General features: G+C 74.1%; 21 protein-coding genes. 16 read left to right on the forward strand and 5 right to left on the reverse strand.

Features of this window, described 5'->3' with window-relative positions; translation table 11 throughout:
* Positions 1-6 precede the first annotated feature (6 nt).
* From B9W62_RS02500 to catB, 12 genes are all read left to right on the forward strand, one after another.
* A complete protein-coding gene (locus tag B9W62_RS02500; RefSeq protein ID WP_087804738.1) occupies positions 7-351 on the forward strand; it encodes a gas vesicle protein in 345 nt (114 codons plus the stop codon).
* Entirely contained in the window at positions 348-1,214 is an 867-nt protein-coding gene (locus tag B9W62_RS02505; RefSeq protein WP_087804740.1) for a GvpL/GvpF family gas vesicle protein, read from the forward strand. The genes B9W62_RS02500 and B9W62_RS02505 overlap by 4 nt, the downstream gene beginning before the upstream one ends.
* Before the next feature lie 35 nt (positions 1,215-1,249).
* On the forward strand, positions 1,250-1,459 hold the full coding sequence (locus B9W62_RS02510) for a gas vesicle protein (RefSeq protein WP_073729089.1): 210 nt from the start codon (positions 1,250-1,252) through the stop codon (positions 1,457-1,459).
* Positions 1,456-1,758: a gas vesicle protein K gene (locus tag B9W62_RS02515; protein WP_087804742.1), complete on the forward strand. Its 303-nt coding sequence runs from the start codon at positions 1,456-1,458 to the stop codon at positions 1,756-1,758. Before B9W62_RS02510 ends, B9W62_RS02515 begins: the two co-directional genes overlap by 4 nt.
* 113 nt (positions 1,759-1,871) lie before the next feature.
* Positions 1,872-2,978: a substrate-binding domain-containing protein gene (locus tag B9W62_RS02520; RefSeq protein ID WP_087804744.1), complete on the forward strand. Its 1,107-nt coding sequence runs from the start codon at positions 1,872-1,874 to the stop codon at positions 2,976-2,978.
* Positions 2,979-3,103: 125 nt separating this feature from the next.
* Positions 3,104-4,435, forward strand: coding sequence for an ABC transporter substrate-binding protein (locus tag B9W62_RS02525; protein ID WP_087804746.1), 1,332 nt, complete (start codon positions 3,104-3,106; stop codon positions 4,433-4,435).
* Between the two features lie 26 nt (positions 4,436-4,461).
* Entirely contained in the window at positions 4,462-5,448 is a 987-nt protein-coding gene (locus tag B9W62_RS02530; RefSeq protein WP_087804748.1) for a carbohydrate ABC transporter permease, read from the forward strand.
* Positions 5,445-6,308 carry a carbohydrate ABC transporter permease gene (locus B9W62_RS02535; protein ID WP_087804750.1) on the forward strand — a complete coding sequence of 288 codons (864 nt, stop codon included), beginning with the start codon at positions 5,445-5,447 and terminating at the stop codon, positions 6,306-6,308. Before B9W62_RS02530 ends, B9W62_RS02535 begins: the two co-directional genes overlap by 4 nt.
* Positions 6,305-7,336 (forward strand): hydroxyacid dehydrogenase, encoded by a 1,032-nt coding sequence (locus B9W62_RS02540; protein WP_087804752.1) that lies wholly within the window; start codon positions 6,305-6,307, stop codon positions 7,334-7,336. Before B9W62_RS02535 ends, B9W62_RS02540 begins: the two co-directional genes overlap by 4 nt.
* Positions 7,333-9,228, forward strand: a complete 1,896-nt coding sequence (locus B9W62_RS02545) for a DUF2264 domain-containing protein (protein WP_087804754.1) — start codon at positions 7,333-7,335, stop codon at positions 9,226-9,228. The genes B9W62_RS02540 and B9W62_RS02545 overlap by 4 nt, the downstream gene beginning before the upstream one ends.
* A 221-nt stretch (positions 9,229-9,449) precedes the next feature.
* Positions 9,450-9,677 carry a hypothetical protein gene (locus B9W62_RS02550; RefSeq protein WP_087804757.1) on the forward strand — a complete coding sequence of 76 codons (228 nt, stop codon included), beginning with the start codon at positions 9,450-9,452 and terminating at the stop codon, positions 9,675-9,677.
* Positions 9,678-9,813: 136 nt separating this feature from the next.
* Complete coding sequence (gene catB, locus B9W62_RS02555; protein ID WP_087804759.1) at positions 9,814-12,093, forward strand: catalase CatB; 2,280 nt, start codon at positions 9,814-9,816, stop codon at positions 12,091-12,093.
* 27 nt (positions 12,094-12,120) lie between these two features.
* On the opposite strand, the gene B9W62_RS02560 is transcribed toward catB, so the two are convergent.
* Together B9W62_RS02560 and B9W62_RS02565 are read right to left on the reverse strand one after the other, a co-directional pair.
* Complete coding sequence (locus B9W62_RS02560) at positions 12,121-13,029, reverse strand: diacylglycerol kinase family protein (RefSeq protein WP_087804761.1); 909 nt, start codon at positions 13,027-13,029, stop codon at positions 12,121-12,123.
* A 72-nt stretch (positions 13,030-13,101) separates the two neighbouring features.
* Positions 13,102-14,700, reverse strand: coding sequence for an FAD-binding oxidoreductase (locus B9W62_RS02565; protein WP_179235309.1), 1,599 nt, complete (start codon positions 14,698-14,700; stop codon positions 13,102-13,104).
* 71 nt (positions 14,701-14,771) lie between these two features.
* Here B9W62_RS02565 and B9W62_RS02570 point away from each other — a divergent pair, with 71 nt between their 5' ends.
* Both B9W62_RS02570 and B9W62_RS02575 read left to right on the forward strand, forming a co-directional pair.
* Positions 14,772-15,389 (forward strand): TetR/AcrR family transcriptional regulator, encoded by a 618-nt coding sequence (locus B9W62_RS02570; RefSeq protein ID WP_087804763.1) that lies wholly within the window; start codon positions 14,772-14,774, stop codon positions 15,387-15,389.
* On the forward strand, positions 15,386-16,975 hold the full coding sequence (locus tag B9W62_RS02575) for a glycerol-3-phosphate dehydrogenase/oxidase (RefSeq protein WP_087804765.1): 1,590 nt from the start codon (positions 15,386-15,388) through the stop codon (positions 16,973-16,975). Before B9W62_RS02570 ends, B9W62_RS02575 begins: the two co-directional genes overlap by 4 nt.
* A gap of 34 nt (positions 16,976-17,009) precedes the next feature.
* Here B9W62_RS02575 and B9W62_RS02580 read toward each other — a convergent pair whose 3' ends face one another.
* Complete coding sequence (locus B9W62_RS02580) at positions 17,010-17,288, reverse strand: hypothetical protein (RefSeq protein WP_179235925.1); 279 nt, start codon at positions 17,286-17,288, stop codon at positions 17,010-17,012.
* A gap of 175 nt (positions 17,289-17,463) precedes the next feature.
* Here B9W62_RS02580 and B9W62_RS02585 point away from each other — a divergent pair, with 175 nt between their 5' ends.
* Positions 17,464-17,829, forward strand: a complete 366-nt coding sequence (locus B9W62_RS02585) for an STAS domain-containing protein (protein WP_087804769.1) — start codon at positions 17,464-17,466, stop codon at positions 17,827-17,829.
* A gap of 8 nt (positions 17,830-17,837) precedes the next feature.
* On the opposite strand, the gene B9W62_RS02590 is transcribed toward B9W62_RS02585, so the two are convergent.
* Positions 17,838-18,263, reverse strand: coding sequence for an ATP-binding protein (locus tag B9W62_RS02590; protein ID WP_087804771.1), 426 nt, complete (start codon positions 18,261-18,263; stop codon positions 17,838-17,840).
* 354 nt (positions 18,264-18,617) lie between these two features.
* Positions 18,618-18,875 carry a hypothetical protein gene (locus B9W62_RS02595; RefSeq protein ID WP_256976166.1) on the reverse strand — a complete coding sequence of 86 codons (258 nt, stop codon included), beginning with the start codon at positions 18,873-18,875 and terminating at the stop codon, positions 18,618-18,620.
* Between the two features lie 383 nt (positions 18,876-19,258).
* On the opposite strand from B9W62_RS02595, the gene B9W62_RS02600 reads away from it, so the two are divergent.
* A complete protein-coding gene (locus tag B9W62_RS02600; RefSeq protein ID WP_087804773.1) occupies positions 19,259-21,853 on the forward strand; it encodes a SpoIIE family protein phosphatase in 2,595 nt (864 codons plus the stop codon).
* The last annotated feature ends 133 nt before the right edge of the window (positions 21,854-21,986 follow it).

Here is a 21,986-nt window from a genome sequence, read left to right on the forward strand (position 1 = left end):
CCGGCGGTGACCGACCTCGACCACCGGTACCCGGGCCCGGGCACCGAGCCGTACGGGCCCCCGTCGGGCAGCCTCGCCGACCTCCTCGAACGCGTCCTCGACAAGGGCATCGTCATCGCCGGCGACATCAAGATCGACCTCCTCGACATCGAACTGCTGACGATCCGGCTGCGGTTGTTCATCGCCTCCGTGGACACCGCGCGGAAGGCCGGCATCGACTGGTGGGAGACGGACCCCGCCTTGTCCTCCCGGGCCGCGCGGGACGCGCTCGCCGAGGAGAACGCGCGGCTGCGGGAGCGCCTCGACGCCCTGGAGGGGGCCGCCGAGGAGACGACGGGAGCCGTGCGATGAGTGCGTCCGCCGCCGGACCCGCGGCCCCCGGCGTCGTGTGCGCCTTCGCCGTCACCCGCACCCCGCCCGACCCGGCCGGTCTGGCGGCGGCGCGGGGGCACGAGGAAGGCGGTCCGCTGCGCGTCCTGCGCTCGGGCGGCCTGTGCCTGGTCGTGCAGGACGTGCCCGCGGCCCTGTTCGACGAGCAGGCGCTCACCGAGCGCCTCAACCGGCCCGAGGACCTGGAAAGCTGTGCCCGCGCCCATCACCGGGGCGTCGAGGCCGCCGCCGGGCGGGGCCCCGTCGTGCCGCTGCCGATGGCGACGCTGTACCGCGGCGACCTGACCGCGGCTCGGGCGGTGGCCGCCCGGCAGCAGGTGCTGGAGACGCTGCTGGACCGTCTGAGGGACCGTACGGAGTGGGCGGTGAAGGTGCACGCCGCCGAGGCCGCGCCCGAGGCCGCCGGGGACCCCGACGCGGTCGCCCCCGCCGGCTCCGGCGACGGCGGCCGCGCCTACCTCAGCCGGGTCAGCGCGCGGCGGCGCGAACAGCAGGGTGCGCGCGGGAAGGCGCTGGCCGAGGCGGAGGCCGTCGACGCGGCGCTGCGGCGCCTCGCGGTCGCCGCGACGCGGCACCGCCCGCAGAGCGAGCGGTTGACGGGCCGCCGGGCCCCGCAACTGCTCAACGCGGCCTACCTGGTGGCGGACGCGCGGCGCGCCGACTTCACCGCGGCCCTGGCCCGGTTCGCCGCCGTCGGGGCGCACCCGGCGGTGCGGGTGGACGCGTCGGGACCGTGGATCCCGTACTCCTTCGCCCGCTGGGACGAGGAACCGCAGGCCGACCCGGACCCGCGGGCCGACCCGGACCGGGAGGCCGCGTCGTGACCGTCGCGGACGCCCGTACGCCGGGCCCGGCTCCCGTGCCCTGGGACGGCCCGGAGCCGTACGCACCGGTCGGGGTGCCCCTGGTCGACCTGCTGGACCGGGTGCTGGCGACCGGCGTCGTGGTCAGCGGCGATCTGGTCCTGGCCGTCGCGGACGTGCCACTGGTGCGGATCTCGCTGCACGCGCTGCTGTCGTCGGTGAACGAGCGGGTGCCCGCTCCCTGGCCGGACAGCGGGCCGCTGTGACCGCGCCCCGGGGCCGGGCCGCCCATGCCCTCGACCTGGACCCCGAGCGGGTCACGAACGACCTGGCCGCGCTGGTGCTGACCGTGGTGGAGCTGCTGCGCCAGCTCATGGAGCGCCAGGCCGTGCGCCGTTTCGACGAGGGAACGCTGAGCACCGAGCAGGAGGAGCGGCTCGGCACGGCGCTCATGCTGCTGGACGAGCGCATGGACGACCTGTGCGCCCAGCACGGTCTGAGCCGCTCCGACCTGAACCTCGACCTGGGTCCGCTGGGACCGCTGCTGGCCGACCCGGAGCCGTAGGGCGCTGCGGGTGCGGCGCCCGGCCGTGGGGGAAAGGCCCGGGCACCCGGCACGAGCGATCGTTATGATGGCGCCGAATCGCTCAAACGAACATTTACGGGTGGGGAGACCTGATGCGGGAGCCGGTCGATCTCAGGCGCCAGCGGATACTGGCGGCGGTCCAGGCGCGCGGCACCGCGCGGGTGCGCGACCTCGCCGACGAGTTGCAGGTCTCGGTGGTCACCGTGCGCCGGGACGTCGAGGAGCTGACGCGCGAGGGCAGACTGAGTCGCGGGCACGGCGTCGTGCGGTCGACGCTGCCGGCCCGGGAGACCGTCGCCGACGCGGTCCCGGCGGCCGGGGACCGAGTGGCCGTGGTGGTTCCGGTGCGGCACTCGTACCTGACCGAGACGCTGCACGGGGCCCGCACGGTGCTGGAACGGGCGGGGGTGCGCATGGCCCTGCACCTCGCGCCGCAGGCGTCCGGTGCCGAACGCCCGCTGGTCGAGCGGGCGCTGGCGGACGGCGCGGACGGGCTGCTGATCGCCCCGCGGTGGCGGGGCCGGGCGGACGAGGAGGCCGACCACGAGTGGCTGGCCGGGGTCGGGGTGCCGACGGTGCTGATGGAGCGCCGCCCGTGGCGCGGCAGCGCGCTGCACGCCCTGGACTCGGTGTGCTCGGACCACTGGTACGGCGCGCACCTGGCGGTGGAGCACCTGGTGGGGCTCGGCCACCGGCGCATCGTGTTCGCCACCCGGCACGACAGCCCCACGGCACGCTCGCTGCGCGCCGCGTTCACCGAGATCGCCGGGACGCATCCCCTGGTGGAGCGGTGGGCGTGGACGCTGGTCGCGCCGGAGGCCGGGGCCGACGGGCCGTACGCCGCGGACGAGAGGGCCGACCTGCCCGCGCTGATGCGCAAGGTGGGTGCGACCGCGATGGTGCTGCACGGCGACGTGGACGCGCTGATGGTGGTCCAGCGGCTCGCGGAGGACGGGGTGCGCGTGCCGGAGGACTGCTCGGTGGTCGCCTACGACGACGTGGTGGCCGGTCTCGCTTCGCCCCCGCTGACGGCCGTGTCGCCGCCGAAGGCCGAGGTCGGGCACGCGGCGGCGGAGCTGCTGCTCCAGCGGCTGGCCGAGGCGCCCGGCAGCCGGCAGCCGGGGCGGCGCGTCGAGCTGCTGCCGCGGCTGATGGTGCGGGGATCGACGGCCCGGGTGGCGGAGCCGTTCGACGAATGAGCGTTTGAGCGTTTCATTTTCTTCTGATCGATCTATTGACCGTTTGAGGCGGGGCGTTCAGGATTCCGGTGTCTCGATGAGTCGTGTCCGCACCCACGCGGACCCGCAGGAGCCGCGGAGGCGCCATGCCCGGACGACCCAGCCGTCGCTCCGTGCTCGCCGCGATGACCGCTCTACCCCTGGCAGGAGCCGCGAGCGCCTGCACCGGGGGGAACGGCGCATCGTCGGCCCGCACGGGCACCACCACGCGCATCACCTTCTGGTCCGCCCTGCGCGGCAGCCAGGAAGTGGTCGACGCGTTCAACCGCACGCACCGCACCATCCAGGTGGAGTTCCAGCAGATCCCCTCCGGCGGCCAGGGCGGCTACGCCAAGCTCAGCAACGCCGCCCGGGCCGGGAACGCGCCCGACGTCGCCACCCTCGAATACCCGCAGGTCCCGGGGTTCGCCATCGACGGCGTCGCCCGCGACATCACCGACCTGGTCAGTGACGGTCTGCGCCGCAAGCTGCTGCCGCAGGCGCTGGGCCTGACCACCTTCGAACGCCGGGTGTTCGCCGTGCCGCTGGACGTCGAACCGATGGTGATGCACTACCGGGCCGATCTGTTCGACGAGTACGGGCTGGAAGTCGCCCGTACCTGGGACGAGTTCGCCGAGCAGGCCGCGACGGTGCGCCGCAAGGCGCCCGACCGCCGACTGGTGCTCTTCCCCACCGACGGGATGACCCAGTTCGCCTGCTACGCCTGGCAGGCGGGCGCCCAGTGGTTCGACACCTCGAAGGGCGCCTGGAACGTCTCGCTGGCCGACGCGCCCTCCCGGCGGGTCGGGGAGTACTGGCAGCGGCTGATCGACCGGGACGACGTCTTCATGAACGCCGTCGAGAGCAGGCAGTCCGACGCGCAGATCGGCAACGGGCTGGTCCTGACCCGGCTCAGCGGCGCCTGGGACGCCGGTGCGCAGATGAACGCACGGCCCGGGCAGAAGGGCCAGTGGCGGATCGCGCCGATGCCGCAGTGGGACACGTCGAGCCCCTCGGCCGGCACCCACGGCGGCTCCACCTTCGCGATCACCGAGGACAGCAGGCACCCGGAGGCCGCGATGGAGTTCATCGAGTGGCAGGTCTCCCACCCCGACGCCCTGCGCGCCCGGCTCTCCAGCGGCACCAGCAGCCAGTACCCGGCGGCGCCCGGCCTGGTCGCGGTGGGCCGCGACGCCTTCGACCGCTCGTACTACGGCGGTCAGGACATCTACACCCTGTTCGAGCAGGAGGCCGAGAAGATCGGCGACCAGTGGCTGTGGGGCCCGCGGATGAGCGCCACCCAGAAGGTCATGCAGGACTCCTTCGCCCGCGTCAGCGGTGGCCAGGGCAGCCTGGTCGAGTCGCTGCGCACCGCCCAGGAGGGCACCATGCCCGACCTCAAGGCGCTCGGCCTGTCCACCACTCAGCACAGCACCTGAGCCGACGAAAGGCAGGTGACACACCCATGACCACGACCACCCGCTCACGGGTACCGGCCGGCGCCGTCCGCGCCGCCGCCCCGGCACCCTCCGCCTCGGGACTGCGCGCCCGCAGAGCGGCCAAACGCCGTCAACTGACCGCCGCCGGCGTCCTCATGACGCCGTTCTTCGCCCTGCTGGTCACCGTCTTCCTGATTCCCGTCGGCACCGCCGTCTACCTCAGCTTCTTCAGTGACGACCAGCCCGGACTCGGCTTCGGCCCCGAGCGCACGGTGTTCGTCGGACTGCGCTCCTACGCGGCCGTGCTCACCGACCCCACCTTCCTCGGCGGCCTCGGCACGGTCGCCCTGTACTGCCTCATCTACATCCCGCTGATGGTCCTCGGCGCGCTCACGCTGGCCCTGCTGCTCGACTCCGGCGTGGTGCGGCTGCGCGGCTTCGCCCAGCTCAGCCTGTTCCTGCCGCACGCGGTGCCCGGCATCATCGCGGCGCTGATCTGGCTGTACCTGTACACGCCCGGCATCAGCCCGGTGATCGAGCTGTTCGCGAAGGGCGACATCACGATCGACTTCCTGGGCGTGCACACGGTGATCCCATCGATCGTGAACATCGCCCTGTGGAGCAACCTCGGCTACAACATGGTGGTCTTCTACGCTGCCCTCCAGGCCGTGCCGCGCGAGGTGATCGAGGCGTCCGTCGTCGACGGCGCCGGGCCGGTGCGCACGGCGCTCCAGGTCAAGACGCCGCTGGTACGGGCCTCCATCGTGATGGTCTCGATCTTCACCCTGATCTGGGCGCTCCAGCTGTTCACCGAGCCGATGCTGCTCAGCCAGTCCTCCCCGATGATCAGCTCGCGGTTCTCGCCCAGCATGTACATCTACGACGCGGCCTTCACCCGCAACAACTACAGCCTGGCGGCGGCCGCCTCGGTGGTCCTGCTGGTGTGCACCATCGCCCTGTCCTACGGCGTCACCCGCTTCACCAGCCGCGCCGACTCCGAGGAGGCCCGATGAGCGCCACCGACAGCTCCCTGCTCCGCCCGAAGCTGCTGGGCCGTGCCACCGTCAACGTGGTCGTCGCCGTCTCCGTCCTCTACACCCTGCTGCCGGTGCTGTGGCTGGTGCTGGCCTCGACCAAGAACCGCGACGCGCTGTTCAGCAGCGACCTGCTGTCCCTGAGCGACTTCTCCCTGCTGCGGAACCTCGAGGACGTCTTCGCCATGGACGGCGGGCTGTACGGCCGCTGGTACGTCAACAGCCTGCTGTACGCGGTGATCGGCGCCGCCGTCGGCGCGCTGGTCAGCGTGGCGTGCGGCTACGCCTTCGACAAGTACCGCTTCCGGCACAAGGAGAAGCTGTTCGGCCTCGTCCTCGCGGCGGTCATGGTGCCGCAGACGGTGCTGGCGCTGCCGCTGTACCTGATGGCCTCCGAGGCCGGCCTGGTCAACACCTTCTGGGCGGTGTTCATCCCGGTGCTGTTCAACCCGTTCGGCGTCTACCTCGGCCGGATCTTCGCGCGGGGCTACGTGCCCGACGAGGTGCTGGAGGCGGCGCGGGTGGACGGGGCCGGGGAGCTGACCACGTACGCCCGGGTGGCGCTCAGGATGCTCGGGCCCGGTCTGATCACCGTCTTCCTCTTCCAGCTGACCGCGATCTGGAACAACTTCTTCCTGCCCATGGTGATGCTGTCCGACCAGGACCTGTATCCCGTCAGTCTCGGCCTGTACCAGTGGAACAGTTCGGCGTCCGTGTCGCCCGAGTACTACCCCGTGGTCATCATGGGTTCGCTGCTCGCCGTACTGCCGCTCATCCTCGCCTTCGTGCTGCTCCAGCGATTCTGGCGCAGCGGCCTGACCGCCGGAGCCGTCAAGTGACCGTGCACGCCCCCGGACCCGGCCACCGGCCCCGTGCCGCCGTGGCCATGTCCCCGGACGCCGCCTCGGCCGTCCTGGACCCCCAGTCCCTCGCCGCGTTCCGCCGGGTCTGCGACCTCGCGCCGTTCCCGGTGCTCGACGACCTGACCACGGCGCGGGCGAGATCCGTACTGGCGGACGTGGAGCTGCTGGTCACCGGGTGGGGCTGTCCGCCGCTCGACGCGGACGTGCTGCGGGCGGCGCCGCGGCTGCGGGCCGTGGTGCACACGGCGGGCAGCGTCCGCGGGCACGTCACGGACGCCTGCTGGGAGCGGGGGATCGAGGTCTCCTCGGCCGCCGCGGCCAACGCGCTGCCGGTGGCCGAGTACACCCTCGGCATGATCCTGCTGAGCGGCAAGCGGGTGCTGGAGCGGGCCCGGGACTTCCGGGTGACCCGCAGGCGCGGCAACTGGCTGCGCACCCCGCGCGGCGTCGGCAACTACCACCGCACGGTGGGGATCCTGTCGGCGTCGCTGATCGGCCGCCGGGTGGTCGAACTGCTGCGGCCGCACGACGTCGAGGTCCTCCTGCACGATCCGTACGTGACCGACGCCGAGGCCGCCGAGCTGGGCGTCGAGAACGTGGGGCTGCCGGAGCTGTTCGCGCGGTGCGACACCGTCAGCGTGCACACCCCGCTGCTGCCCACCACCCGCGGTCTGGTGAGCCGTCCGCTGATCGAGGCGATGCCCGCCGACGCGGTGCTGATCAACACCTCCCGCGGGGCGGTCGTCGACCAGGACGCGCTCACCGACGCCGTGGCGGCGGGCCGCATCCGCGCCGTCCTCGACGTCACCGACCCCGAGGTGCTGCCGCCGGACCACCCGCTGTGGGACTGCGAGCACGCCCTGATCACCCCGCACCTCGCCGGTTCCGAGGGCAACGAGTGGCGCCGGCTGGCCGACCTCGCCCTCGCCGAGACGACCCGCTGGGCGTCCGGTTCCGGCTTCCTCCATCCCGTACGACGCGAAAGGCTGGCGTTCCTGGCATGAGCATCCCGTTCGAACTGCCCACCGAGGACCGTGCGTCGAGCCCGTACACCGGTTACACCCGGGCCCACTGGGAGGCCGTCGCGGACGGGCTGCTGTGGGCCGCGTGGCGCTGGAGCACCCCGGGCCGCGCCCTGCTCGACCTGCCGGGACGGCCCTCGCGCTCGGGGGTGCGCTCCGACGGTCTGGAGGGCTTCGCGCGGACGTTCCTCGCGGCGGGCTTCCGCGTCGCGGGCGCGGACGGCGCGGACCCGCACGGCTGGCTGGACCGCTACGCCGAGGGCCTCGCGTCGGGCACCCGCACGCCCGGCCGCGAGGACACCGAGTCCTGGCCGCTGATCCTCGACCACGACGTGCAGGGCCAGCCCATGGTCGAGTCGGCGTCGGTGGCGCTCGGGCTGCGGCTGACCGCGCCCTGGCTGTGGAAGCACCTCGACTCCGGGGTCCAGGACCGGGTGGAGGAATGGCTGCGCGGGGCGCTGCGGCACGTCCCGGCGCCCAACAACTGGTACCTGTTCCCGTACACGGTCGCGGGGTTCCTGGAGTCGGTCGGCCGCGGTGACGCCGAGACGGCGGCGGCCCGGGAGCGGGCGCTGGAGCTGATGGAGGGCTGGTACCGGGGCGAGGGCTGGTACGCCGACGGCGACGGACGCGCCTTCGACCACTACAACGGCTGGGCGCTGCACCTCTACCCGGTGCTCGACGCCCACCTCGGCGGCGACTCCGACGCCCTCGCCCGGTACGGGGACCGGCTGCGCGCCCACCTCGACGGCTTCGGCCTGATGTTCGGCTCCGACGGGGCGCCGCTGCACTTCGGCCGCTCGCTCACCTACCGTTTCGCCGCGTCGGCGGCCGTGGGCCTGGGCGCGCTGACCGGGCACACCCCGCTGACGCCGGGCGCCTCGCGGCGGCTGGTGAGCGGCAGTCTGCGGTACTTCGTGGACCGGGGGGCGCTGACCGACGAGGGGGTGCTGAGCCTCGGCTGGTACGGCCCGCACGAGGCGACCCTTCAGCCGTACTCGGGCCCGGCGTCCCCGTACTGGGCGTCGAAGGCGTTCGTGTCTCTGCTCGCTCCGGCGGACCACCCGCTGTGGACGGCGCCGGAGGAGCCCGCGCCGGTGGAGGTGGCGGACCGCGTCCTGGCCCTGCCCGCGCCGGGGCTGCTGGTGCAGGCGACCCGCGGCGACGGGATCGTACGGCTGCACAACCACGGCAGCGACCATGTCCGGCCGCACGAGGGCGAGTCGGCCGCGGAGGACGACCCGCACTACGGCCGGCAGGCCTACTCGACCCGGACGGGGCCCACGGCGCGGGAGAACGTGGCGGACAACCACCTGTCCGTCGAGGTGAACGGCCGGCCGAGCGTGCGGCGCCGGGTCCATCCGCTGGGGGCGGGGCACGGCGACGGCTGGGGCTGGGCGGCGTCCTGGCACCGCCCCGTCTTCGTGACCGGCGCTCCGATGGTGCCGGGGCTGCGGGTGGAGAGCGTGACGGTGGCCCGGGGACCGTACGAGCTGCGGGTGCACCGGGTGGTCGGGGCGCCGCCCGGGGCGCGGGTCACCCACACCGGCTGGGCCACCGGCCCCGAGGAGCCGCTGACCTCCGCGCTGCACGGCCTGTACGGCTGGGAGCCCGGGGCGGAGACCGTGCGTGCCCCGCAGGGCACCGCGTACGTGCCGTGGGCGGAGCTGCCCCGGCTGTCCGGCCCGGCGGGCGGCACCTCCGTGCACGTCTGCGTGGCCGCGCTGACCGGGGAACCGGTGAGCGTCCCGGTGGCCGGGGCCGTCGCGGAGGTGGTGCCCGATGCGGACGGCGTGGAGGTGGTCTGGGCGGCCGACGGCGCCCGTACCCGGGTCGCGTTCGAGCCGGTGGGCGTGACGCACACGGACGGGTAGGGTCTGTCCGGCGCTTCGAGGGCTCCGATCCGTGACCGCGGTCGGGGCCCTCCGTCGCACGCGCTCCGGCATACGGCACCCCGCCGTGCACGCTCCTGCATACGGCGCCCCGCGCCGTGGGCGCTCCGGCATGCGGTGCTCCCCCGTGCGCGCGCTCCCGGTGGCGTGCCGCGCCCGGGCCGGTGACGCTGGGACGGCACCGGTGAGAAGGAGCCGTCCTCATGCGCAAGTCGTCGTGCACCGTGATCGCGGCCCTGGCCGTGTCGGTCCTGTGCGCCACCGGGGCGCGGGCCTCGGTGCCGCGCGCCGCGGGTCTTCCGGGCGAGGTGTCGGCGAGCGAGTGCATCGCGGGCGGCGGAGTGATCGTCATCTCGGCGGACGGGGACGGGACCGGCTCCTTCACGTCGCTCTGCCGGGGCGGCACCCACGACGGACAGTCCATCACCTGAGCCGATCGCCCTCCGTTACTCGCACCCATGCCTCGAGTCCCGAACCCTGGGTACGCGGTCACGGCCCACCACGGCAGTCGGTACTCGAACACGACCGGGCGCGTGCAAGCGGCCAGCCCAGAACGGAGAAAGGCCGATGAGCGAGGCCAATCCCCTCAAGCGAGCAGTTCACAAGGTGACCGAGGGCCTGCACGGCGAGGCCGGTGGTCCGCCGGACGGGATCCCCGGCCGGCCCGGTCCCCAGTCGCCGCCCGTCGCCGAGCCCACCGAGCCCCGCGAGCCGCTGCCGCCGAAGCCGGACCAGAGCGGCCCCGACACCGTGTCGCCGACCGGTCAGCCCACGGGCGCCGACCAGGCCCGGGTGGCGCAGTCCGGCAGCTACCTGACGGATGCTCAGGGGACTCGGCTGTACGACACCGACCACTCGCTCAAGGCGGGGCCGCGCGGTCCGGTCCTGCTCCAGGACCACCACCTGCGCGAGAAGGTGATGCACTTCGACCACGAGCGCATCCCGGAGCGCGTGGTGCACGCCCGGGGCGCGGGCGCGCACGGGGTGTTCCAGAGCTACGGCACGGCGGCCTCGGTGACCAAGGCCGGTTTCCTGGCCGCGGACGTGGAGACGCCGGTGTTCACCCGGTTCTCCACGGTGGTCGGCTCCCGGGGGTCGTCGGACACGGTGCGGGACACCCGCGGGTTCGCGACGAAGTTCTACACCAGTGAGGGCGTCTTCGACCTGGTCGGCAACAACATCCCGGTCTTCTTCATCCAGGACGCCATCAAGTTCCCGGACGTGGTGCACGCCGCGAAGCCGCACCCGGACCGGGAGATCCCGCAGGCGCAGAGCGCCCACGACACCTTCTGGGACTTCGTCTCGCTGCACACCGAGGCGACCCACCACACCATCTTCTTCATGGGCGACCGGGGCATCCCGCGCTCCTACCGGATGATGGAGGGCTTCGGCGTCCACACCTTCCGGCTGGTCAACGCGGAGGGCGCCACGACGCTGGTGAAGTTCCACTGGAAGCCCAAGCTGGGCGTGCACTCCCTGGTGTGGGACGAGGCGCAGATCGTCAACGGCGTCGACCCGGACTTCCACCGCCGGGATCTGGCCGACGCGATCGAGGCGGGCGCGTACCCGCAGTGGGAGCTGGGCATCCAGACCTTCCCCGACAACCCGGAGCAGACCTTCGAGGGCATCGACCTGCTGGACCCGACCAACCTCGTGCCCGAGGAGCTGGCGCCGGTGCAGCCGGTCGGGCTGCTGACCCTCAACCGCAACCCGTCCAACTTCTTCGCCGAGACCGAGCAGATCGCCTTCCACGTCGGCCACCTGGTGCCCGGGATCGACGTCACCGACGACCCGCTGCTCGCGGGGCGGCTGTTCTCGTACCTGGACACGCAGATCACGCGGCTGGGCGGTCCGAACTTCCCGCAGCTGCCGATCAACCGGCCGCAGGCGCCGGTCAACGACATGCTGCGCGACGGCATGCACCAGACCGCCGTCCACCGAGGTGTGGCGCCCTACCGGCCCAACTCCCTGGACGGCGGCTGCCCGTTCACCGCGGGCGCGGACACGAACGCGTTCATCGAGGCTCCGGTGCGGGTGCCGGAGGGCAGGAAGGTCCGCGAGGCCCCCGAGTCGTTCGCGGACCACTTCAGCCAGCCGCGCCGGTTCTGGCTGAGCATGAGCCCGGTGGAGCGCGAGCACATCATCGGCGCCTACACCTTCGAGCTGGGCAAGTGCTACGAGCAGGCGATCCGGGAACGGACGCTCCAGGTCCTGGCCAACATCGACCCCGAGCTGTGCGCGGGTGTCGCCGAGGGGCTCGGCCTGCCCGCCCCGGCGCCGACCGTGCCACTGGCCGACGTCGAGCCCAGCCCGGCGCTGTCCCAGGTGGGCGGTACCTGGCCGCTGGACGGCAGGGTGATCGGCATCGTGACCGGCGGGGCCGACCTGGAGGGCGTGGGCGCGGTGCGGGAGGCGGTGCTGAACGCCGGGATGGTGCCGCTGGTGGTGGCGCCGACCGGCGGCACGCTCGGCTCCGGCGACGCCGCGCTGACCGTGCAGCGCAGCTATGTCACCGCGCGGTCGGTCGAGTTCGACGCGGTCCTGATCGCGGGGACGCCCGACATGGGCGGCGACGCCTACACCCCGCGGGACTACAAGGCCGGGCCGGCGCCCGCCGGGCCGGGGACGGTCGACCCGCGGGTGAGCCTGCTGCTGTCGGAGGCGTTCCGGCACGGCAAGGCGATCGGTGTCTGGGCGGGCGGCGAGCCGGCGCTGGAGGCCTCCGGGGTGCCCGCGGACGCCCCCGGGGTGATCGTCGCCGACTCCGGCACCGCGGCCCTGGAACGGGTGACGGAGCTGATGGGCTCGCACCGGGTGTGGGAACGCTTCACCACGCCGCGGGGCTGATCCAGCGGGCCGCGGGGCCGGGCGCCGCTACGGGCGTCCGGCCCCGCGGTGTGCTCGGCACAGGACGTTCAGCGCTCCGGGCAGCACCTTCGCGGTGACGGGTACGACGGCCTCGACCTCGCCGTCGGCGCCGTAGGGTATCGCCCGGTCCGCCTCGATGCGGACCTCCCGGCCGCGCAGGACGCGTACTTGGGGCCGGTGGACGTGGGCGCCGGTGGAGAGTTCGTTCATCAGGGCGAAGAACAGCCGCCGCGGGGCCCGGTGGATCATCACCACGTCCAGCAGGCCGTCGTCCACGCGCGCGGAGGGTGCGACGAGGCGGTTGAAGCCGTAGTAGCCGGAGTTGGCGGCCACCACCGTGTAGCCGCTGAAGGCGTGTTCCGCGCCGTCGACCGTGACCCGGTAGCCCGTCGCACGCCAGCCCGCGACGGCGCGCACCGCGCCCGCGTAATAGGAGGCGGCGCCGCGCAGCAGCCGCGCGTTGTTGGCGTGCCGGTTGGCGAGCGCGTCGACACCGGCGTACACGCTGCCGAGGACGACGGTGCGGTCGTGGACGGCGGAGGTGACCTCGACGGTGTCGACGGGGCGGGGTTCGGCGTGCAGCAGCACCTCGGCCAGTGCGGCCGGTTCGGTGGGCAGCTCCAGCGCCCGCGCGAAGTCGTTGCCGCGTCCGGCCGGGACCAGCCCGAGCACGGCTCCGGTGCCGCTGAGGGCGCCGCCGATCCCGCCCGCCATGCCGTCGCCGCCGACGGCGAGCACCACCCGGCCCCGCTCCCCCGCCCGCCGGGCGAGTTCACGGGCGTGCGCGAGGCTGTGGCTGTACTCGGTCTCCAGCCCGGCACCCGCCTCCCGCAGCAGGCGGGCCACCCCGAGGAGCGCGGCGGCCGAGGTGGCGCCGCCCGCGGTGGGGTTGACGACGGCGGTGAACTGTCGCATCGAGGTGCCTCCGGGCTGACGGGTGGTGCCGGACTGTTGTCTCACGGGGTGGGGGCGTGCCGTACGGCGGGGTCAGTCCGCGGGCAGCAGGACGCCCGGGCTGAGCAGTCCGGCGGGGTCCAGGCTCCGCTTGACGGCACGCAGCGCCCGGACACCGAGGGGGCCGGCCTCCCGGACGTACCAGTCGCGGTGGTCGGTGCCCACCGCGTGGTGGTGGGTGATGGTGCCGCCCGCGGCGAGGATGGCGTCGTTGGCGGCGTGCTTGGCCCGGGTCCAGTGCGCCACGGCGTCCTCGCCCTGGGCACAGACGACCGTGAAGTACAGGGAGGCGCCGTTCTCGTAGACGTGCGAGACGTGGCACATGACCAGGGGTGGGGTGCCGGCCTCGGTGAGCGTGCCGGTCAGGGCCTCGCGGACGGCGGCGTACAGGGCGGGGAGGCGCGACCAGTACGCCGCCGTCTCCAGGGTCTCGGCCAGTGCTCCGGCGTCGAGCAGGGAGTCGCGCAGGTACGGCGCCGAGTAGCGGCCCCGGGCCCAGCGTTCGCCCGGCTCCTCCCCCGCGAAGGTGCCGCCGTTCGCGCGCAGTACGGCGGCGGCGCCCTCGCGGCGGTGCCCGGTGTCCTCCTCGGTGCCCTCGAAGCCGACGACCGCGAGGCACCCGGCGTCCTGCCGTTCCAGGGAGGCGCCGATGGCGTCGGGCTGGGCGAGGCCGACGAGGGTCTCGGTCTCGTCGGACAGCCGCAGCACCGTGGGGCGCGGGCCGTCCTGGGCGAGCCGGCGCAGCGCCGCGGCACCTTCGTCGAAGGAGGCGAAGCGCCAGCCCTCGTAGCGGCGGACCTTCGGCAGGGGCCGCACCCGCACGGTGACGGAGGTGATGACGCCGAAGGCGCCCTCCGAGCCCAGGACGAGCTGGCGCAGGTCGGGTCCGGCCGCCGAGCGCGGGGCGCGGCCCGTGTCGAGGGTGCCTTCGGGGGTGGCGAGGGTGAGGCCGAGGACCATCTCGTCGAAGCGGCCGTAGCCGGCGGACGCCTGACCGCTGGAGCGGGTCGCGGCGAAGCCGCCGACGGTGGCCCACTCGTAGGACTGGGGGAAGTGGCCGAGGGTGTATCCGCGCCCGGCGAGCAGCGCCTCGGCCTCGGGGGCGCGCAGGCCGGGCTGGAGGGTGGCGGTGCGGGAGACCTCGTCGAGGTCGAGCAGGCGGTTCATGCGGCGCAGGTCGAGGGCGACGAACGCGCCCGCGCGCCCGGGGGCGAGGCCGCCGACGACGGAGGTGCCGCCGCCGAACGGGACGAGGGCCAGGCCGTGTTGGGCGCAGGCGGCCAGCACGGCGAGGACCTCGTCGTGGCCGTCCGGCAGGACGACGGCGGCCGGGGTGTCGGTGACGTCGCCGGTGCGCATCCGCAGCAGGTCCGGGGTGGACTTGCCGCGGGTGTGCCGGACGCGGCTCTCCGCGTCCGTGCGCACGTCGTGAGCCCGGCCGCCGACGGCCGCCTCCAGCGCGCGGCGGGCGTCCGCGTCCAGCGGCGAGACGGGTACGTCGATCTCCGCCAGCGGGAGTGGAGCGGTGTCGCGGGGGGTCACGCCGAGCAGTTCGCGCAGCAGCCCGGTCACCGTGCCGGGCAGCGGCGTCGCCCTGGCCGGGTCGCCCCAGCCGTTCCACAGCATGTCCATTGCCTGTCGTCCTCACGGTCGCTTCGAGGGATGCCGTACGCACCGCCCCCCTGGGCGTTACACTGTTACACATGACGCCCAACCGTCACAACCATGCGAGCAGGCAGACCCCCTCGGACAACGACACGGTGCTGGACGCCGTGCGCGACTGCGTGATGGCCGTCGGGGTGCGGCGCACGACGATGACCGACGTCGCCCGCCGCGCCGGCGTCTCCCGGATGACGCTGTACCGGCGCTGGCCGGACGTGCGGTCCCTGGTCGGCGACCTGATGACCCGGGAGTGGATCGCGGTGGCCACCGGCGCGATCCCCGGCCCGGCACCGGACACCGGCACCCGGTCGCGCATCGTCGAGGGCCTGGTGGCGGGGGTGGAGGCGTTCCGCGCCCACCCCCTCTTCCGCAAGATCGTCGACGTCGATCCGGAGCTGCTCCTGCCCTACGTCCTCGACCGGCGCGGGGCCAGCCAGGAGGCCCTGCTGGGGCTGCTGGCCGAGGCGCTGGAGGAGGGCCACGCCGACGGGTCGGTGCGCCGGACCCACACCGGGCGGCAGGCACGGTCGGTGCTGCTGGTCGTGCAGTCCTTCGCCCTGTCGCTGCGGACCATGACCGACGAGGACGACGCCGAGCTGACCCCCGCGGCCCTCCTCGCGGAGCTGCGCACCATCCTGGAGAGGACCCTCGCCCCATGATCCCCACCAGCCGCCCCGCCGCCGGGGCCTCCCTGTCCGCCGCACGGCGCGCGCGCGAGGTGGCCGACGCCGTCGGCGGCCCCGTGGTGGACGTCCTGGTCGTCGGGCTCGGCGCGACCGGTGCCGGTGCCGCGCTGGACGCCGCGGCCCGGGGTCTGAGCGTCGTCGCCGTGGACGCGCACGACCTGGCGTTCGGCACCTCCCGGTGGAGCTCGAAGCTCATCCACGGCGGCCTGCGCTACCTCGCCTCCGGCCAGCTCGACGTCGCGCACGAGAGCGCGGTGGAGCGCGGGGTGCTGATGGAGCGCACGGCGCCCCACCTCGTGCGCGCCCAGCCGTTCGTCCTGCCGCTCACCCCGCTGGTCTCCCGCGGCCAGGGCGCCCTGGCGTGGGCCGGGTTCCGGGCCGGGGACACCCTGCGACTGGCGGCGCGCACCGCACGGGCCACGCTGCCCGCGCCGCGCCGGCTGTCCGCCGTGGAGACCCGGCACCTCGCCCCGGCACTGCGCTCCGACCCGCTGCGCGGCGGCCTGCTCTCCTGGGACGGCCGGCTCGCCGACGACGCCCGGCTGGTGACGGCGCTGGCCCGGACCGCGGCGGCCCGCGGTGCGCGGATCCTGACCCGGGTCAGGGCGTTGGAGCTGACCGGTTCCGGCGCCCGGGTACGCGACGAGACGACCGGCGAGGAGGGCGTGATACGGGCCCGCGCGGTGGTCAACGCCTCCGGGGTGTGGGCGGACGGCCTCGTGGACGGCATCCGGATCCGCCCCTCCCGCGGCACCCACCTCGTGCTGCGCTCCGAGCGCCTCGGCCCGCTCCCGGCCGGCCTGCACGTGCCGATCCCTGGCGAGACGAACCGCTTCGTCCTCGTCCTGCCCCAGGGCGACGGCCGCGTCTACGTCGGTCTCACCGACGAGCCGGTGGACGGGGACGTGCCGGACGTGCCGGAGGTGCCCGAGACGGACGTCGGCTTCCTGCTCGACGTGCTCGGCTCGGTGCTGGAGGCGCCGGTGCACCGCGAGGACGTGGTGGGCGCCTTCGCGGGCCTGCGCCCCCTGCTCGACACCACGCCGTCGGACCGGCCCGGCGCCGGGCCCCGCACGGCCGACGTCTCGCGCCGGCACGCCGTGCTCACCTCGTCCGAGGGCGTGATCACGGTGGTCGGCGGCAAGCTCACCACGTACCGGCGCATGGCCGAGGACGCCGTGGACGCCGCCGTCGCCGCCCGCGGGCTGGCCGCCGGCCCGTCGCCCACGGCCGCGCTGCCCCTGGTCGGCGCCGCCGCTCCGCGGGCCCTGGCCGAGGTCCGGGCACCGCGCCGCCTGGTACGGCACTACGGCACCGAGGCCCCGGCGGTCCAGGCCCTCGCGGCCCGGGATCCGCGCCTCGCCGAGCGGGTGCTGCCCGGCCACCCCGTCACCGGGGCCGAACTGGTGTGGGCGCTGCGCCACGAGGGCGCCCTCGACGAGGCCGACCTGCTCGAGAGGCGCACCCGCATCGGCCTGGTCCCCGAGGACCGGGCGGCGGCCCTGGACGCCGTACGCGACCTCGTCGCAGAGGCCGCGGCGGAGCGGGGGCAGCGATAGCTCCCTCTGCCGCGGTCGACGGCGCCGCTTCCGGTCAGGTGCTCCGGTCGTCCTCCTGGACGGCCTTGCGGAGCTTCGCCTCGATCTTGTGCCGGGACTGGCCTCCCTCCTTGACGTACTCCGCCATCGCGGTCCGCGCGTCCCGGTCCAGGTCGCGCCAGGCCCGTACGGCGGTCTCGTAGGTGTCCGACTGCCGCGTGGTCCACTGATGCTGCGTAGGAGGCCCGTACGAGTCGCGCAGCTCCTCGACCCGGTGCTGAGCCAGGTCGGCCGCGCGGCGCTTCTGCACGAGTTCCTCGAATGTGTGTGCCACCACATCTCCGACCGTAGTCAGCGGAGCGCCGTCGCGCGCGTCGAGCATCTCGTGGCCGGTCGGGCCAAGGTGTTCCGGTCCGTCCAAGTGGTCCACGCGGGCCGCGAAGAGCCTTAACATCAAGCCACCGACGACGGCCGGGGCATATGCGGCGCACACGAGAGGTGAGGGCAGCGTGGCGGACATCGAGGGAGCGGCAGTACCGGAGCGGCTGCTGATCACCCGCACCACCACGGGCGACGGCGTCGGCCTCGTGATCCTCGCCGGAGAGGTCGATCTCGACGGCAGCAGTCAGCTGCGCGACGTGCTGCTGGCCTCGGTGGAGTCGGCGCCCGGCACGGTGGTGGACTTCGGCGAGGTGGGATTCCTCGACTCCAGCGGCATCAACGTCCTGATCTCCGCGCACCGGGCCGCCGAGTCCCGCGGCGTCTGGCTCCGGCTCGCCGCACCGCGTGACGCCGTCGAACGCGTGCTGCGGCTGGTGGGCGTCGACGCGCTGATTCCCTGCTACCCGAGTGTGGAGCAGGCCCTCACCGCGTGAGGAGCGGGTCAGACCAGCGGCAGCCGCGCGTACACCGTCTTCCCGCCCGCGTGCGGCTTGGTGATGACCTCGCCGCACAGCCGGGTCACGATCTCCAGCCCGTGCCGGCCGACCCGCACGGGGTCGCGGGGCCGGAACGTGGGAAAGGCGTCCCCCGTGTCCGACACCGCGAACTCCACCCGGTCGTCCACCAGGGTCAGCTCCAGCCGGCAGGGGCCGGGCGCGTGCCGCAGCGCGTTGGTCACCAGCTCGGTCGCGACCAGCCGGGCGGCGTCCACGAAGGCGTCCGTCAGGTCCAGGCCCCGTTCCGCGAGTCGCGTGACGAAGCCCTGCACGACGTCCCTGGAGGCGGGGATCATCGCCGATCCGCCCCTGAACTCCACGACCGCGGACACGGCGGAGGCGCCCCTGTCGGGTCCGTGCGCCGGAGTCATACCGAGCCTCACCGTCCGGTCCGGGGCCGCGTGGAGGGAGCGAGGGTCCCCGGTTCTCACGATACGCATCAGGACGCTTCCCACGATCCCTTTGCCCCAACTTCCGCTGGACGCGCCGCTTTCCGAACGGTCCGGGCCCACCGCGCCCGCGGCGGCCGGCCCGGCGGGCGGGTCGGCGGGCGGGTCGGCGGGCGGGTCGGGAGGCGGTGCAGGTGCCGACCGTCGGTGCGGCGTCGCCGCCGTTCTTCGCACGGCGAACCCGAAGCCGGTCGACGCGCCGGCCGCCGGCCGCCGGGGTGCCGTTCCAGCTCGGCCACACGGTCTTGACGTTGCCGCTCCGGGTGGGCGTGCCGTTTACGTCCCGGCTGCGGATCTCTCCCTCGCAGTGGCCCCGGGAACGAGATGAAGTGGGACGCGGTCCCGCGTGGCGGCGCGGTCGGCCTCGCCGAGGTGGTTCGCCGCGACGGCGGTGCCGAAGTGGCGCTCGTGGCCGGCCGCCGCGAACCCCGGCGTGCCGGCGGCTTCGGCGGAGCGGGCGGCGGCCGTCAGCGCGGCCGCGGCCACGAGACCGGCGGTGACCGCTCTCGCCAGGCGCCTCATAGTCATGCTCATGCCATCCCTCCTTTGCATCGCCAGATCGAAAGTTTCGAGAGTATTTCCGAATGTCGGGGAGGAGATTACGGACTCGCGTCCGCCGGGTCAACGCCCCGTCACCGACCGTCACGCCGCACCCGGACGGACGCACCCAGGGCGCACCGGAACGCCCGACCTGCCCGGCGGACCCCCCGCGTCACGGGGAGTGGCCCTCGCCTCCGCGGGCGCGGCAGTGTAGACATGGGCACATGGTCCGACTGATGGGTCGATCGGGAGAACGGTCACCCCGTCGTCCCGGCGGCCCGCACGCCCGACACCGGCAGGACGCGGACCGGTCAGGGCGGGGAGGGGAAGCGGGGCGGCCTGCCTCGGCACTGCGCTCGGCGCTGTCCGGACGCAGTGTGGCCGGCCAGGTCTTCGTGATGAACGTGGTCATCGTGCTGCTGCTGGTGGTGGCCGCGGCGGTCGCGCTGGTGCTCCAGGTGCGCCACGACAGCACGGTGGAGGCCCGCAACCGGTCCGCCTCCGTGGCCGAGACCTTCGCCAACTCCCCCGGCATCCTCCAGGCACTGCGCGACCCCGACCCCACGGCGGTGCTCCAGCCCCGCGCCGAGGCGGTGCGCAAGGCGACGGACGTGGACTTCGTGGTGGTCACCAACGCCGAGGGGATCCGCTACACCCATCCCAAGCCGGACCGCATCGGCAAGAAGTTCGTCGGGAACATCGCCCCCGCGCTGGCGGGCAGGACGGTGACCGAGGAGATCGAGGGGACCATCGGCCCGCTGGTGCAGGCCATCGTGCCGATCGAGGACCCCGACGGCCGGGTCGTGGGCCTGGTCTCGGCGGGCATCACGACCGAGAACGTCGGCGGGGTCGCGGACCGCCAGCTGCCCCTGGTGCTGAGCGCGGCGGCCGTCGGACTGGCCCTGGCGACGGCGGGCACGGCCCTGGTGAGCCGGCGGCTGCTGCGGCAGACGCACGGCCTGGGACCGCACGAGATGACCCGGATGTACGAACACCACGACGCCGTCCTGCACAGCGTCCGCGAGGGCGTGCTCATCGTCGGCGGCGAGGGCAGGCTGCTGCTCGCCAACGACGAGGCCCGTCGGCTGCTCGCCCTGCCCCCCGACGCCGAGGGGCGGCACGTCAGCGCGCTCGGGCTGCCGTCCGACCTGGCGGAGCTGCTCGCCTCGAGTCAGGCGGCCACCGACGAGGTGCACCTGGTCAAGGACCGGCTGCTGGCCATCAACCAGCGCCCCACGGACGTGCGGGGCGGCCCGGCCGGCAGTGTCGCGACGCTGCGCGACTCCACCGAGCTGCGGGCCCTGTCCGGCCGGGCCGAGACCGCCCGGGAACGCCTGGACATCCTCTACGCGGCCGGCGTGGGCATCGGGACCAGCCTGGACGTCACCCGTACGGCGCAGGAGCTGGGCGAGCTGGCCGTGCCCCGGTTCGCGGACTACGTCACCGTCGACCTCTTCGACACCGTGCTGGCCGGCGGCCAGCCGGGCGGTGTCACGCCGCTGCGCCGCACCGCGCTCAGCGGCATCACCGAGGACGTCCCGCTCTATCCGGTGGGCCGGCAGATCCGCTACGTGGAAACCTCCCCGCAGGGCCGGACCCTGCACAGCGGCCGGGCCGTCCTGGAACCCCGGCTGGGGGAGGCCCCGGGCTGGCAGGCGCAGGACTACGAGCGCTCCGCACAGGTGGTGGAGTACGGCATCCACTCGCTGATCACCGTCCCGCTGCGCGCGGGGACCCTGGTGCTCGGCGTGGTGAGTTTCTGGCGGTCGGTCAAGCCCGAGCCCTTCGACGAGGACGAGCTGGCACTCGGCGAGGAACTGGTCGCGCGGGCCGCGGTCTCCATCGACAACGCCCGCCGCTACACCCGCGAGCACAGCATGGCGGTGACCCTCCAGCGCAGTCTGCTGCCCCGCAGACTGCCGGAGCAGAACGCGCTGGACGTCGCCTACCGCTACCTGCCCGCGCAGGCGGGGGTCGGCGGGGACTGGTTCGACGTGCTGCCGCTGTCCGGGTCCCGGGTCGCGCTCGTGGTGGGCGACGTCGTCGGGCACGGACTGCACGCCGCCGCCACCATGGGCAGGCTGCGCACGGCGGTGCACAACTTCACCGCCCTCGACCTGCCGCCCGACGAACTGCTCGGGCTCCTGGACGAGCTGGTCGGACGGATCGACCAGGACGAGGCGGCCGACGACAGCACCGCCCCGGTGACCGGGGCGACCTGCCTCTACGCGATCTACGACCCGGTCGCCGGCTCCTGCGTGATCGCCCGTGCGGGTCATCCGCCGCCGGCCCTGATCCGCCCCGACGGCACCGTGGAGTTCCCGGAGGTGCCCGCGGGGCCCCCGCTGGGCCTGGGCGGCCTCCCGTTCGAGACGACGGAACTGCGGCTGGCCGAGGGCAGCCGGCTGGTGCTGTACACCGACGGGCTGGTCGAGGACCGCGCGCACGACATCGACGTCGGTCTGGAACAGCTGCGCCGGGCCCTGGAGACGGCCGGCGAGACGCCCGAGGAGACCTGCCGGACCGTCCTGGACGCCCGGCTCCCGGACCGGCCCGGCGACGACATCGCCCTGCTGGTCGCCCGGACCCGGGTGCTGGGCCCGGACCAGGTGGCCGAGTGGGACGTCCCGAACGACCCGGCGGCGGTCGCCGAGATCCGCTCCCAGGTCACCCGGCGGCTGGACGAGTGGGGCCTGGACGAGCTGGCGTTCACCACGGAGCTGATTTTGAGCGAGCTGGTCACCAACGCGATCCGGTACGGCGGGGAGACCGTCCACGTCCGGGTGGTGCGCGACCGCAGTCTGATCTGCGAGGTCTTCGACAGCAGCAGCACCTCCCCGCACCTGCGCTACGCGGCCATGACGGACGAGGGCGGCCGCGGCCTCTTCCTGGTCGCCCAGCTCGCGGAGCGCTGGGGCACCCGCTATACGCCGGCGGGCAAGGTCATCTGGGCGGAGCAGCCGGTGCCCTGACGGTCGCGGGGCGGTGGCCGCCCCCGTTCCGTACCAATCTCGTGCGCGACGGGTGCCCAGCACGCCCGGCATCTGGTAGGAAACTTTCCTATCAGTGCCCGGCACTCCCATCCCCCACCCCCACCCTGGAGAT

Source organism: Streptomyces sp. CS113 (assembly GCF_002188365.1).
Classification (GTDB): domain Bacteria; phylum Actinomycetota; class Actinomycetes; order Streptomycetales; family Streptomycetaceae; genus Streptomyces; species Streptomyces tendae.

Coding starts and splice junctions, on each gene's coding strand:
- B9W62_RS02505 (WP_087804740.1), top strand. CDS start 348: ATGAGTGCGTCCGCCGCCGGACCCGCGGCCCCCGGCGTCGTGTGCGCC.
- B9W62_RS02520 (WP_087804744.1), top strand. CDS start 1,872: ATGCGGGAGCCGGTCGATCTCAGGCGCCAGCGGATACTGGCGGCGGTC.
- B9W62_RS02525 (WP_087804746.1), top strand. CDS start 3,104: ATGCCCGGACGACCCAGCCGTCGCTCCGTGCTCGCCGCGATGACCGCT.
- B9W62_RS02530 (WP_087804748.1), top strand. CDS start 4,462: ATGACCACGACCACCCGCTCACGGGTACCGGCCGGCGCCGTCCGCGCC.
- B9W62_RS02535 (WP_087804750.1), top strand. CDS start 5,445: ATGAGCGCCACCGACAGCTCCCTGCTCCGCCCGAAGCTGCTGGGCCGT.
- B9W62_RS02545 (WP_087804754.1), top strand. CDS start 7,333: ATGAGCATCCCGTTCGAACTGCCCACCGAGGACCGTGCGTCGAGCCCG.
- B9W62_RS02550 (WP_087804757.1), top strand. CDS start 9,450: ATGCGCAAGTCGTCGTGCACCGTGATCGCGGCCCTGGCCGTGTCGGTC.
- catB (WP_087804759.1), top strand. CDS start 9,814: ATGAGCGAGGCCAATCCCCTCAAGCGAGCAGTTCACAAGGTGACCGAG.
- B9W62_RS02560 (WP_087804761.1), bottom strand. CDS start 13,029: ATGCGACAGTTCACCGCCGTCGTCAACCCCACCGCGGGCGGCGCCACC.
- B9W62_RS02565 (WP_179235309.1), bottom strand. CDS start 14,700: ATGGACATGCTGTGGAACGGCTGGGGCGACCCGGCCAGGGCGACGCCG.
- B9W62_RS02570 (WP_087804763.1), top strand. CDS start 14,772: ATGACGCCCAACCGTCACAACCATGCGAGCAGGCAGACCCCCTCGGAC.
- B9W62_RS02575 (WP_087804765.1), top strand. CDS start 15,386: ATGATCCCCACCAGCCGCCCCGCCGCCGGGGCCTCCCTGTCCGCCGCA.
- B9W62_RS02590 (WP_087804771.1), bottom strand. CDS start 18,263: ATGACTCCGGCGCACGGACCCGACAGGGGCGCCTCCGCCGTGTCCGCG.
- B9W62_RS02595 (WP_256976166.1), bottom strand. CDS start 18,875: ATGAGCATGACTATGAGGCGCCTGGCGAGAGCGGTCACCGCCGGTCTC.